Below are 13,607 nucleotides of genomic sequence, written 5' to 3' on the forward strand. Positions count from 1 at the left end.
AGCTCGCGGCTGATCGTCGTTGAGTCATTGAGATATTTCAGTCACCCGCCACGCGCTGTTGAGGCGTGGCGGATTGTTCGGTGCAATTACTCGGCAGCGATGCCCATCCGGCTGCGCTCCATTTCCTCAAGCGCGCGGCGATATTCGACCGGCATGACCTTGCGGAATTTCGGACGGTAGTCACCCCAGTGCTCAAGGATTTCCTTGGCACGAGTAGAGCCCGTGTAGTGCAGGTGATTGGAGATCAGCTGATAGAGCCGTTCCTCATCGTGGCGCGTCATGTCACCGGAGACGTCGACGCGTCCCTTGTGCATGAGGTCGCCACCGTGGTGGTGCAGCTTCTCCAGCATGTCGTCCTCTTCCGGAACCGGCTCGAGCTCGACCATGGCCATGTTACAGCGGCTGGCGAAATCACCGGCTTCGTCGAGAACATAGGCCACGCCACCGGACATGCCGGCTGCGAAGTTGCGGCCCGTTCCGCCGAGCACGACAACCACGCCGCCCGTCATATATTCGCAGCCGTGGTCGCCCACGCCCTCGATGACGGCGATCGCGCCGGAGTTACGAACCGCAAAGCGCTCGCCCGCGACACCGCGGAAGTAGCACTCACCTTCGGTCGCGCCGTAGAGCACCGTATTGCCGACGATGATTGAGTTCTCAGCCACGATCCTCGAATTGTCAGGCGGACGGATGATGATCTTGCCGCCCGAAAGACCCTTGCCGACATAGTCGTTGCCGTCGCCAACGAGGTTGAAGGTGATGCCGCGCGCCAGGAACGCGCCGAAGCTCTGTCCCGCCGTGCCCTTCAGGGTGACGTTGATCGTGTCTTCCTTCAGGCCGCGATGGTTATAACGCTTGGCCACTTCGCCCGAGAGCATCGCGCCGGCCGAACGGTCGACGTTCTTGATGTCGACCTCGAAGGCGACCGGCGTCTTCGACGCCAGCGCCGGTTCGGCCGCCGCAATCATCTTGCGGTCGAGAATGTCGTCGATCGGATGCTTCTGGCGCGTCGTCCAGTAAGTCTCTTCCTTCGGTGCATCGACCTTGTGGAAGATCTTCGCGAAATCGAGTCCCCTAGCCTTCCAGTGCGCTAGCATCTCGTCCTTCTCGAGCAGCTCGGAAGCGCCGATGATCTCATCGAGCCTGGTAAAGCCGAGGGAGGCCAGAATTTCGCGCACTTCGTTGGCGACGAAGAAGAAGTAATTGATGACGTGCTCGGGCGCGCCCTTGAAGCGCTTGCGCAAGACCGGATCCTGCGTCGCCACGCCGACCGGACAGGTGTTGAGATGGCACTTGCGCATCATGATGCAGCCGGCAGCGATCAGCGGTGCCGTCGCGAAGCCGAATTCGTCGGCACCGAGCAGCGCGCCGATAATGACGTCGCGGCCTGTCTTCAGACCGCCGTCGACCTGCAGGGCGACGCGCGAGCGCAGACCGTTCAGCACCAGCGTCTGCTGGGTTTCGGCAAGGCCGATTTCCCACGGGCTGCCGGCATGTTTCAGCGAGGTGAGCGGCGATGCGCCCGTACCGCCATCGAAACCGGCGACCGTGATATGGTCGGCGCGCGCCTTCGCAACGCCGGCGGCAACCGTGCCGACGCCGACTTCCGAGACGAGCTTGACCGAGACATCCGAGGTCGAGTTGACGTTCTTCAGGTCGTAGATCAGCTGCGCCAGATCCTCGATCGAGTAGATGTCGTGGTGCGGCGGCGGCGAAATCAGGCCGACGCCCGGGGTCGAGTGACGCGTCTTGGCAACGACCGCATCGACCTTGTGGCCAGGCAGCTGACCGCCTTCGCCGGGCTTGGCGCCCTGCGCGACCTTGATCTGCAGCACGTCGGCATTGACGAGATATTCCGTCGTCACACCGAAGCGGCCGGACGCAATCTGCTTGATGGCCGAACGCTCGGGGTTCGACGAACCATCCGGCAGCGGCATGTAGCGGTCGCTCTCTTCGCCGCCCTCACCGGTGTTCGACTTGCCGCCGATCCGGTTCATGGCGATCGCCAGCGTCGTATGTGCCTCGCGGCTGATCGAGCCGAAGGACATGGCGCCGGTGGAGAAGCGCTTGACGATATCGATTGCCGGCTCGACGCTGTCGAGCGACACCGGCTTGCGGCCGAGCGCCTCCGCGCTCTTGATCTTGAAGAGGCCGCGGATCGTGTTCATGCGCAGCGCCGACGTGTTCACCATCTCGGCGAACTCGCGGTAGCGATCCTCGGCATTGCCACGCACCGCATGCTGCAGGGCAGCGACGGCATCCGGCGTCCATGCATGGCTTTCGCCGCGCATGCGATAGGCATATTCGCCGCCGATATCGAGCGTGCTTGCCAGGATCGGGTCTCGGCCGAAGGCTGCCTTGTGGCGAACAACGGTCTCGCGCGCAATCTCTTCGAGACCAACACCTTCAATGGTCGTCGCCGTGCCGAAGAAGTACTTGTCGACGAATTCCGACTGCAGGCCGATCGCATCGAAGATCTGCGCGCCGCAATAGGACTGATAGGTCGAGATGCCCATCTTGGACATGACCTTGAGGATGCCCTTACCGACCGCCTTGATGTAGCGATAGACCACTTCGCTGGCATCGACTTCCTTCGGGAATTCGCCCTTGGCATGCATGTCGAGCAGCGTGTCGAAGGCGAGATAGGGGTTGATCGCTTCGGCGCCGTAACCGGCCAAAAGGCAGAAATGATGCACTTCGCGCGGCTCGCCGGTTTCGACGACGAGACCGACCGAGGTACGCAGCCCCTTGCGGATCAGGTGATGGTGCACGGCAGCGGTTGCGAGCAGCGCGGGAATGGCGATCCGGTCCGGCCCGACCTGGCGGTCGGAGAGCACGATGATGTTGTAGCCACCCTTGACGGCTGCCTCCGCACGCTCGCAGAGACGATCGAGCATTTCCGGCATGCCTTCGGCACCACGCTCCACATCATAGGTGAAGTCGAGCGTCTTGGTGTCGAAACGGTCCTCCGTATGACCGATGGAGCGGATCTTTTCGAGATCGCCATTGGTCAGGATCGGCTGGCGCACTTCGAGGCGCTTGGCGTTCGCCATGCCTTCATGGTCGAGAATGTTCGGACGCGGACCGATGAAGGAAACGAGGCTCATGACGAGCTCTTCACGGATCGGGTCGATCGGCGGGTTCGTCACCTGCGCGAAGTTCTGCTTGAAATAGGTATAAAGCAGCTTCGACTTCTCGGACATGGCCGAGATCGGCGTATCCGTGCCCATCGAGCCGATCGCCTCCTGGCCCGTCGTCGCCATCGGCGACATCAGGATCCTGGTGTCCTCGGTCGTGTAGCCGAAGGCCTGCTGGCGGTCGAGCAGCGAGACGTCGCGGCGAAGCGCGCGCGGTTCGACCGGCTTCAGGTCTTCGAGGATCAGCTGCGTGCGGTTCAGCCAGCTGCGATAAGGATGAGCGTTCGCAAGCTGCGCCTTCACCTCGTCGTCAGAGATGATCCGGCCCTCTTCCATGTCGATCAGCAGCATCTTGCCCGGCTGCAGTCGCCACTTCTGGATGATGTTTTCTTCCGCGACCGGCAGCGTGCCGGCTTCGGAAGCGAGGATGACACGGTCGTCATTGGTGACGAGATAGCGGGCCGGACGCAGGCCGTTACGGTCGAGCGTCGCACCGATCTGCTTGCCGTCGGTGAAAGCAACGGCAGCCGGACCATCCCAAGGCTCCATGAGAGCGGCATGATATTCGTAGAATGCCTTGCGCTCCGGCGACATGGACTGATTGCCGGCCCAGGCTTCCGGAATCAGCATCATGACCGCATGCGACAGCGAATAGCCGCCGCGCAGAAGGAATTCGAGTGCGTTATCGAAACAGGCCGTGTCCGACTGGCCCTCATAGGAGATCGGCCAGAGCTTGGAGATATCCTCGCCGAAAAGCGGAGAGGAGACCGAAGCCTGACGCGCCGCCATCCAGTTGACGTTGCCGCGCAGCGTATTGATTTCACCGTTATGGGCGACCATGCGGTAAGGGTGCGCAAGCTTCCAGGATGGGAAGGTGTTGGTCGAGAACCGCTGGTGCACGAGTGCCACCGCGCTTTCGAAGCGCGGGTCCGACAAGTCCTTATAATAGGCACCGACCTGGTAAGCCAGGAACATGCCCTTGTAGACGACGGTCGTGCTCGACAGCGACACCGGATAGAAGTGGCTCTCTTCACCGTCGAACTCATCATAGATTCGGTTGGAGATGACCTTGCGAAGGGTGAAGAGCCGGCGCTCGAATTCGTCGTTCGTCGCAGCATCCTTGCCGGCACCAATGAAGACCTGCACATGATGCGGCTCGGTCGCGGCAATCGCCGGCGCCTTCGAGAGCGAGGAATTGTCGACCGGTACGTCGCGGAAGCCGATGAAGACTTGGCCTTCTTCGGTGATGACGTCCTTGATCACCTTCTTGAAATGTTCGATCTGCTTTTCGTCACGCGGCATGAAGATATGGCCGACGCCATATTCGCCGGCCTTCGGCAGAGTAATGTCCTGCTTGGCCATCTCCTCGCGGAAGAAGCGGTCGGGAATCTGCACGAGAATACCCGCGCCGTCGCCCATCAGCGGATCGGCGCCGACGGCACCGCGGTGCGTCAGGTTTTCGAGGATGAAGAGACCGTCCTTGACGATCTGGTGGGACTTCTGACCCTTCATATGCGCGACGAAGCCGACACCGCAGGCGTCATGTTCGTTGCGTGGATCGTAAAGCCCCTGTTTTTTCGGCAGGCCGGAGGCGGATTTACGCGTATTGGCCGTTGCGCGCACGTCTGCTGCTGCGAACTGGTCAATACCCATGGATGGCGTCATCTTCGTCATCGTCTTCCTCCTGTCGAAGCCCGCGGGACTGCGGGCGGCTTTTTGTCGCGCTCCGCACCCTGAAGATAGGTCCGGCGCGTGACAGCGCTGTTGCATTGTGAAGATCCGGTCGCAGACACCTGCTTCTCAAGGAAAGCAAACCGTCGCGTTCCGCGCCTGCCATTCGCCTCCGCGCGCCGCCATGTGAAGGCTTGGCGCTCGAAAGAACTATAGCGTGAAAGCCGCTCTGTGCCAGGGCTTTCGGCGCCTCTTCGGCCGGGAAGGCCAAAATAGGACAGCAACCCTGTCCTAGTTCATCCGTTCAATGCCAGAAACAATTCCTCTTCGCAAGGGCATCCTCTTAAAAAAACATCAATTTGCGACGGAAGATTGCCAAATCGGCCAAAACAGCGACATAAAATTACACAGAGAGAAGACATTTTGTTTTTTGATTACGCAGTTCAATTTCTGTGATGCATTCCGGCTTCCGCCCTTGATCCTGTGAAGCTTTGGCGTAAAGTCCCTTCCCGAACCTCCCGCCCCATGATTTTCAATGGTTTCCTCCATGATTTTTGCTTCTGACAATTGGGCTGGCGCCCATAAATCCATTGCCGAACGCCTACTTGCCGAATCCGCCGGGTTTGCGGCCGCTTATGGCAACAGTGATCTCGACAAGAAGGTGGACGCCCGCTTCTCCGAGATCTTTGAACGCGAGGTTTGCGTCTTCTTCGTCGCCACCGGCACAGCAGCCAACTCTCTGGCGCTGGCGAGCGTCCAGCGCCCCGGCGGGATCACCTTCTGCCATTCGGAAGCCCACGTGATCGAGGATGAATGCGGCGCGCCGGAATTCTTCTCCGGCTCCGCCCGCCTCATGGCCGTCGACGGTGAGGCCGGCAAGATCGATCCGGCCAGGCTCTCGGCAAAGATCGCGCACTTCCCCGAAGATGCCCTCCGTCATGGCCGCGCCAGCGCTGTGACCATCACACAATCGACCGAAATCGGTACCGTCTATTCGTTGCCGGAAATCGGCGAAATTTCCTCGATCGCCAAGAAACGGGGACTGCCCCTGCACATGGACGGTGCGCGCTTTGCCAATGCGCTCATCGCACTGAAAACAACACCTGCCGAAATGACCTGGAAGCGCGGCGTCGACATCCTCTCCTTCGGCGGCACGAAGAATGGCTGCTGGTGCGCGGAAGCGATCGTCTTCTTCAATCCGGAGCAGGCGAAGGAAATGCATTTCATTCGCAAGCGCGCAGCCCAGCACTTCTCCAAGTCGCGTTTCATCGCAGCCCAGTTCGATGCCTATTTCGAAAACGGCCTCTGGCTTGATCTCGCCCGCCATTCCAACGGCATGGCAGACCGCCTGCGCGCCGGTATCGGCGCCAGCAATTCCGCTCGCCTCGCCTGGCCGACAGCCTCGAACGAAGTCTTCGCCGTAATTCCGAAGTCCGCAGCGAAGACGGCAGAAGCCAGAGGCGCAAAATTTTACGAGTGGCCAATCCCGGCCGGCACATCGGATCTCGTTTCGGAAGGCGAAACCCTCATTCGGCTGGTCACCAGCTTCGCCACGACCGAGGCCGATGTCGACGGCTTCCTGAAGTGCCTCGCGGCCTGATTTCGAAAGCACCGGACGCCCACTCGGAAGGTGTGTGTTCCGGTCTCTTTTGGAACAAAGCCGGTTTTCACTCAGGTAGACCGCAACCCCCTGACCTTCTTCAAAATATCCTCCGAAAGGGCCGCCACCAACGCCTGATCGGCTCCCTTGCGCGGCACCAGAACGAATTCGACATCCTCCAGCGCCGGTAACTTGCTTGGAGCGATTTCCTTCAGACCCGAGGGCGCCATGCTGCGCGGCTGCACGAGCACCCCCATGCCGGCGCGCGCAGCAGCCGTCAGCCCGCTCAGGCTGCCGCAGGTACACACGATGCGCCAGGCCACACCATGCCGCCCGAGCGCCTCCAGCGCGATGGCGCGCGTGACGCTCGGCGGCGGGAAAGCGATCAAGGGAAGCGGACCGGATGCAAGTACATGCTCCGGATCACGCGCCAACCACACCAGCGGCTCTCGATAGACGAGCCTTCCGAGCTCGTCGCCGAGCCTCCGCTTGGCAAGCACGAGGTCGATTGCTCCCGCATCCTGCATTTCGTAGAGCACACCGGAAAGTGCGACCGTCAGTTCCAGGTCGACGGAGGGATGAGAGCGCACGAAATCTTCCAGCACCGCCGGCAACTGGCTCGTCACGAAATCTTCGGAGACGCCGAGCCGAAGGCGTCCCCGCAGGCTGCCGCCCTTGAACAGCGACTGCACCTGCCCCTCGATCAACAGCATGGCGCGCGCATGCGAAAGCAGGGCCTCGCCGTCACCGGTCAGCACGACCTTGTGCGTATCCCGCTCCAGCAGCCGACGCCCGAGCGAGGTCTCCAGCCTCTGAATGTGCTGGCTGACCGTCGACTGCCCGAGACCCAGCCTTTCAGCAGCAAGCGTGAAGCTGCCCATTTGTTCAACGGTAACGAAACTGCGAAGCTGTGAGAGATCCAGCATACCTAATATCCACATTTGTGATAACTGTTATTTCTTGCATCCTGGATCATAATGAGCGACAGAACAATGACTCATTTATTCCAGCGAGACCGCCATGCGCCGCTTCTTACCCGATACATTCACGATCCTGCTCGTCTGCACCGTTATTCTCGCCTCGATCTTCCCGGCGAGCGGCACGTTTGCCGACTGGTTCGGTGTAGCGACCGATATCGCCATCGCGCTCCTGTTCTTCCTGCATGGCGCGCGCCTTTCACGCGATGTCGTCATCGCCGGTCTGCTGCACTGGCGGCTGCATCTGGTGATCCTGCTGACGACCTTCGGTATTTTCCCGATCCTTGGCCTCGCAGTGGGTCTCATTCCAGATTCGATCCTGCCGCAGCCGCTCTATCTCGGCATTCTCTTCCTCTGCGTGCTGCCGTCGACGGTCCAATCCTCCATTGCCTTCACCTCGATGGCTGGCGGCAACGTGCCGGCGGCGATCTGCTCGGCTTCAGCTTCCAATATCTTCGGCATGTTCCTGACGCCGCTGCTCGTCGGCCTGCTCTTTTCGGTCGGCGGCCATGGCGGCTTCTCCTTCGATGCGCTCGAACAGATCCTGCTCCAGCTTCTGGCCCCCTTCGTCGTTGGCCAGATCCTGCAGCCCTGGATCGGCGACTGGATCCGCTCCAAGAAGAAGATCCTGATGCCCGTCGATCGCGGCTCCATCCTGATGGTCGTCTATCTAGCCTTCTCGACGGCCGTCGTCGAAGGTCTGTGGCACACCTTCTCGATCGCCGACATCGCTGCCGTCATCATCGCCGACATGGTGCTGCTTGCCCTCGTTCTAATCATGACCATGTACGGCAGCCGCTGGCTGGGCTTCAGCAAGGCCGATGAGATCACCATCACCTTCTGCGGCTCGAAAAAGAGCCTCGCAAGTGGCGTACCGATGGCAAACGTCATCTTCGCCGGCCAGTCGATCGGCGCGATCGTCCTGCCGCTGATGCTCTTCCATCAGATCCAGCTGATGGTCTGCGCCGTTATCGCCCAGAAATATGCCGCGGCCGCAGCCCGCCGAGCGACCGAAAAGCAGCTTGAAGAAGCTGCAAGCCCAGCCTGATCGAACAAAGTGACCATAAACAAAAACGGCGCCCCTCAAGGGCGCCGTTTGTCTGATCCGTCTGAAAGCGGATTAGTTGTTGACGACCTGTGCTTCGATGGCCTTCGGAGCTTCGACCGGCTCTGCGGCAATCGCAATCTTGCGGGGCTTCAGAGCCTCCGGGATGCTGCGCAGGAGGTCGATGTGCAGGAGGCCGTTCTTCAGCGAAGCAGCGGTCACTTCGACATGGTCGGCAAGCTGGAAGCGGCGCTCGAATGCGCGCTTTGCGATGCCGCGATACAGGTACTCGCTGCCATCAGCATTTTCTTCGCGTTTTTCACCCTTTACGGTGAGCGCGTGGGCATGCGATTCGATGGCGAGTTCGGTTTCGTCGAAGCCGGCAACGGCCATGGTGATGCGATAGGTGTTCTCACCGGTCCGCTCGATATTGTAGGGCGGATAGGTGGGGACCTGCTCCGGCTGGGCAAGGCTGTCGAGCATCGTGAAGAGACGGTCGAAACCGACGGTGGAACGATAGAGGGGAGAGAAGTCTACGTGACGCATGATGTCCTCCTTGGGAAGCGACGTGTTGCGATATGATGCCCCTGAAACCCCATTCTTGGCGGCTTCGGGACGGTTGCGCGGACCCTTCCGGCGTCCGCAAAGTTCAGATGGTGATGGCTTTCCGAGACTTCAAGCCCCTCGCCAAATCGCTGGAATTCCTGCGTGAACCCGGCATGAACGGCAGGTTCGGCGAAGGTTCAGACGCCGCTCGCTAGAGATAGGCGCATCGGGTGACACTGGCCCGAAGGCTGGAGTGTATCGTCCCTTCTTCTTCAGCCTAGATTCGGCCGGCCAAGAGCTCCCTCAGCTCCGCCGGCCACTTTTCTTCAGGCATATAGCTCCGCAAGTTGATGCTGCGGCTCGGCGTGTCTCAGCTTTTGCCAATGTTATCGTATAGAAAAATCTCAATCTATTACACTTCGCTTATATTAAGCGGCAATTTCGCCATTGATTTTCCAGATCCCTGCGGTATCCCCTAGTATATCCCTCATACGAAGAAACACTGCGCTATGGAACAGGTTCTTTACTCGACTCCAGACAATCCGGCGCCGGAGAACCGCACCGAGGGCTTTTTCGAGACCCACGACGGCCATAGGTTGCGTTTTGCAGTCTTCCGGTCGCAAACACCGGTCGCCCACGGAACGGTGGTCCTCCTGCACGGACGCAGCGAATACATCGAGAAGTATTTCGAAACGATCCGCGACCTCACCGCTAAGGGGCTCTGGGTCGCGACCTATGATCTGCGCGGTCAGGGTGGCTCGCCCCGGCTGATCAAGAAACGCAATCACGGCCACATCCGCCGCTTTTCCGATTACGAGCGCGATCTCGACACGTTCCTCGAAAAGGTCGTGCTGCCGGATACAAGGCTGCCCTTCTACATGCTCGCCCATTCCACAGGCGCGCTGATTGCGCTTTCCGCCGCCCCTTATCTTTCGACGCGCATCGAGCGCATGGTACTGTCAGCCCCTTTCCTTGGCCTTATTGGCCAGGCTGCTTCCGAGGGTATTATCCGCACGGTATCAGCCACGCTTAGCGCCATCGGCCTCGGCGGCGTACCGCTCGGCAAGATGAACGAACTGCAATTCCCTGATAACCCTCTCACATCGGATGAAACGCGTTTCGAACGGAACGCGGCGATCGCAAAGGCTCACCCGGAGCTCGCTCTCGGAGCGCCAACCGCCCGCTGGATGCACGAATGCATGAAAGCGATCGACCGGGTGACCCAACCCTACCATCTCTTCTCGATTACCATCCCCTCCGTCGTCATCGCGCCGACGCGCGACGGACTGGTGCCTTATACGGCGCAAGAACGGCTCTCACGTTATTTCCGCGCCGGTCAGCTTGTCCCGATCAACGGTGCCCGCCACGAGATATTCCAGGAAAGGGATATTTATCGCACAGCCGCGCTTGCCGCCTTCCATGCCTTCATTCCCGGCAGCGATGCCGAGGCGACTGATGACGTGACGGCGATCGGCGTCTGAGCCTTTTTACGCATGTCGTTGCTTTAGCGCTGCAGGATGGTGATCGCCTCTTCGTAAACCGCCCTGCTGCCGGCTGCGATGATGGAGCCGCCATTTTCCGGCCGCGCCCCGTCCCAGGTGGTCATGATCCCGCCGGCGCCTTCGATGACAGGAATGATCCCGCCGACGTCATAGGGTTTGAGGCTGTTCTCGATAACGAGATCGACATGGCCCGCGGCCAGCAGCGCATAGGCATAACAATCGCAGCCGTAACGGAAGAGCCTGACCTTGCTTTCGATCTCACGATACTTCTCCATCTCCTCGCCGACGAAGAGATGCGGGGAGGTGGTGAAGAGGATGGCATTGGAGAGTGCGTCGCAGTCGCGCACCTGCAGCCGGCGCTCACCCTCCGGCCCGCTATAGGTCGAGCCATTCTCATCGCCGAAATACCGCTCGCCGGTGAAGGGCTGCTCGATCATGCCGGCAACCGCCCGGCCATTCTTCTGCAGGCCGATCAACGTTCCCCAAACCGGAACGCCGGAAATGAAGGCGCGTGTGCCGTCGATCGGATCGATCACCCACACATGCTCGCGATCGAGACCGACATCGCCATGCTCTTCGCCCAGAATGCCGTGCTCGGGAAAATGCTCCTCGATCAGCGCACGAATTGCCGTCTCGGCGGCCCTATCGCCTTCCGTGACCGGATCGAAGCCCGATGACAGCTTGTTGGTGACATTGATGCCCGAGCGAAAGCGCGGCAGGGTTTCTGCCTTTGCAGCTTCGGCGAGACGGTTGAAGAACGAACGGTCGGGAAGCATGGAGAAATCCATATGGCTAGCGGGAAATGGCGTTTTTCATAGCGAAAAAGCGGCGAAATGCAAATACAACAGGCAATTTCCGATTAGCTGCCTAAAGATTTTGCAGTGCAATATATTGCTTGACAATTGTGCAATGCAGCAGTAGCGTCTTACCTACAGTCTTCTGACTGTAAATACCCTCCTTGGGTGTTTCCTCCCTAGACTTAGCCGCGCTGACGAAGCGCGGTTTTTTTTGACCTGAAGGCTGAAAATCACTCGGCCGCAAGGGCTCGGTCGCCGGCAAATTTCTCGACATAATCAGCCATCTGCCGCATGAACGACGTGATGGCGGTCACAACGGTGTCGAAATCCGGCCGCTTCTCCAGCGTTACCTCATCGACATAGATCGAGCGGTTGACCTCGATCTGCAGCGCATGCAGCCCGCGTGACGGCCGGCCGTAATGCTCTGTGATGAAGCCGCCGGCATAGGGCTTGTTGCGGATCGCCGCAAAACCCATCTCCTCGAGAATGCCGATCGCCGTGCGCGAAAGCTCTGCCGAAGCGCTGGTGCCGTAACGGTCGCCGATGATGAAATCCGGCCGCGCATTACTGCCGGCGACACGCACATTGCCCGGCATGGAATGGCAGTCTATCAGGACACCGAAGCCAAATTGCACATGCGTGCGCGCAATCAGCCGCCGCAGCGCGAAGTGATAGGGCTTATAGACGCTTTCGACACGCTCCAGCCCTTCCTGAACGGGTAGCCGGCGCGCATAGATTTCCATGTTCTCAGCCACGATGCGCGGAATCGTACCAAGCCCGCCTGCAACTCTTAGCGAATTGATATTCGCATAAGGCGGCAACAGCCCGTCGAACATGCGCGGATCGAGCTCGTAGGGCTCGCGATTGACGTCGAGATAAGCGCGCGGGAAATTCGCAAGCAGCAGCGGTGCGCCGAGATCCACGGCCGCGCCGAACAGTTCATCGACATAATGGTCTTCAGAACGGCGTATTGAGATACCTTCCAGCCGCGACTGCGCGATGAATTCCGGTGGATAAATGCGGCCGCTGTGAGGGGAGTTGTAGACGAAGGGAATGGTCTGCGACACGGGCTCATGCACTTCAAAAAGCTCGTATTCGCGTATTTCCGGCACTTTCTGCCCTCTTTACCATGTCATCAAGTGGCTGTGACGGCCATGTTGCCAGTTGCCTGCCCTTAAGTCCATACTACATAGAAGGGATGGCGGTCGCGGCCAGGGCGATTTCACCGGTTGTTTACCGGGCGAAGTCTAGTGTAGACGGCTGGTATCCCATAAAACACTAGTGATCAGCGGTCCGGATTAATGACTCAGAAGATACTTCTCGCCGAAGACGACAACGACATGCGCCGCTTCCTGGTGAAGGCGCTCGAAAAGGCCGGCTACAAGGTCCTTTCTTACGACAACGGCGCGAGCGCTTATGACCGCCTGCGTGAAGAGCCCTTCTCCCTGTTGCTGACCGATATCGTCATGCCGGAAATGGACGGCATCGAGCTGGCGCGCCGCGCGACCGAGCTCGATCCTGACCTGAAGGTCATGTTCATCACTGGCTTTGCAGCCGTTGCGCTGAACCCTGATTCGAAGGCTCCGAAGGACGCAAAGGTCCTTTCCAAGCCTTTCCACCTGCGCGACCTCGTCGACGAGGTCAACAAGATGCTTGCCGCGTAAGGCGTCTTGGCGGCTCGTCACAAAACTTCAAAAAAGCCTATTGACGGCTCCGGAGGTTTTGTGGTCTATGCGCCGACATCGGATGGGCGTGTAGCTCAGCGGGAGAGCACTACGTTGACATCGTAGGGGTCACAAGTTCGATCCTTGTCACGCCCACCATCCTAATTCGCTGAAAAGCAAAGGCCTTTCGAGAAATCGAAAGGCCTTTTTAGTTTTGACGCTGTGGCCTTCGCAGGCCCTTCTAAGACCGGTACGATGTGTCTGCTTGTTCCGTGCCGCATTTGTCGAGACTTCCCTGAAAAGCGGTCTGACCAAGCGGTTGCAATGTTGTTTCGCTCTCCCGCATTGGGGGCACATGAATATTTTCATCGGATTGATATTGCTGATGGTGCTGAGCTGGAGCCCGGCTTCCGCAAAAGAAGACATGAAGCTCCGCACGCTCACGGATAGCAAGGAGACAAGCGTCGTCACGATGCTGATCGGCGAGGCCGGATTGACACTTCGAATGATGAACACCCACCTCGCAGCTGAGGACAACCCCTCTTATACTGCTCGCCGCGGAACGTTACGATTTCGCGAACCGAGTACGTCGAAATCGCGAAGAGATATCTGGAGCGGCACCCGGATGTCGGTGAGGAGACGTTCCAAGTTTGCCCCTTGGCCCTGCT

General features: G+C 59.6%; 9 protein-coding genes and 1 tRNA gene. 5 read left to right on the top strand and 5 right to left on the bottom strand.

Annotated elements, in window-relative coordinates; translation table 11 throughout:
• Positions 1 to 86 precede the first annotated feature (86 nt).
• Complete coding sequence (gene gltB, locus KQ933_RS16610; RefSeq protein ID WP_216755894.1) at positions 87 to 4,811, bottom strand: glutamate synthase large subunit; 4,725 nt, start codon at positions 4,809 to 4,811, stop codon at positions 87 to 89.
• Positions 4,812 to 5,355: 544 nt separating this feature from the next.
• Here gltB and KQ933_RS16615 point away from each other — a divergent pair.
• Entirely contained in the window at positions 5,356 to 6,408 is a 1,053-nt protein-coding gene (locus KQ933_RS16615) for a low specificity L-threonine aldolase (RefSeq protein ID WP_216755895.1), read from the top strand.
• Positions 6,409 to 6,479: 71 nt separating this feature from the next.
• Here the strand turns inward: KQ933_RS16615 and KQ933_RS16620 are convergent, their stop codons facing one another.
• Positions 6,480 to 7,334, bottom strand: a complete 855-nt coding sequence (locus tag KQ933_RS16620) for a LysR family transcriptional regulator (protein WP_216755896.1) — start codon at positions 7,332 to 7,334, stop codon at positions 6,480 to 6,482.
• Between the two features lie 94 nt (positions 7,335 to 7,428).
• Here KQ933_RS16620 and KQ933_RS16625 point away from each other — a divergent pair, with 94 nt between their 5' ends.
• Positions 7,429 to 8,433, top strand: a complete 1,005-nt coding sequence (locus tag KQ933_RS16625) for a bile acid:sodium symporter family protein (protein WP_216755897.1) — start codon at positions 7,429 to 7,431, stop codon at positions 8,431 to 8,433.
• 72 nt (positions 8,434 to 8,505) lie between these two features.
• Here KQ933_RS16625 and KQ933_RS16630 read toward each other — a convergent pair whose 3' ends face one another.
• A complete protein-coding gene (locus KQ933_RS16630) occupies positions 8,506 to 8,976 on the bottom strand; it encodes an Hsp20 family protein (protein ID WP_183735274.1) in 471 nt (156 codons plus the stop codon).
• A gap of 509 nt (positions 8,977 to 9,485) precedes the next feature.
• On the opposite strand from KQ933_RS16630, the gene KQ933_RS16635 reads away from it, so the two are divergent.
• Entirely contained in the window at positions 9,486 to 10,457 is a 972-nt protein-coding gene (locus KQ933_RS16635) for an alpha/beta fold hydrolase (protein ID WP_216755898.1), read from the top strand.
• 23 nt (positions 10,458 to 10,480) lie between these two features.
• Here KQ933_RS16635 and hisN read toward each other — a convergent pair whose 3' ends face one another.
• Both hisN and KQ933_RS16645 read right to left on the bottom strand, forming a co-directional pair.
• Positions 10,481 to 11,254, bottom strand: coding sequence for a histidinol-phosphatase (gene hisN / locus KQ933_RS16640; RefSeq protein ID WP_216755899.1), 774 nt, complete (start codon positions 11,252 to 11,254; stop codon positions 10,481 to 10,483).
• Positions 11,255 to 11,505: 251 nt separating this feature from the next.
• On the bottom strand, positions 11,506 to 12,387 hold the full coding sequence (locus KQ933_RS16645) for an N-formylglutamate amidohydrolase (protein ID WP_216755900.1): 882 nt from the start codon (positions 12,385 to 12,387) through the stop codon (positions 11,506 to 11,508).
• A 189-nt stretch (positions 12,388 to 12,576) separates the two neighbouring features.
• Here KQ933_RS16645 and cpdR1 point away from each other — a divergent pair, with 189 nt between their 5' ends.
• Positions 12,577 to 12,939, top strand: a complete 363-nt coding sequence (gene cpdR1 / locus KQ933_RS16650) for a response regulator CpdR1 (protein ID WP_003542883.1) — start codon at positions 12,577 to 12,579, stop codon at positions 12,937 to 12,939.
• Between the two features lie 84 nt (positions 12,940 to 13,023).
• A tRNA-Val gene (locus KQ933_RS16655) sits at positions 13,024 to 13,098 on the top strand.
• The last annotated feature ends 509 nt before the right edge of the window (positions 13,099 to 13,607 follow it).

Source organism: Rhizobium sp. WYJ-E13, assembly GCF_018987265.1.
Lineage (GTDB): Bacteria > Pseudomonadota > Alphaproteobacteria > Rhizobiales > Rhizobiaceae > Rhizobium.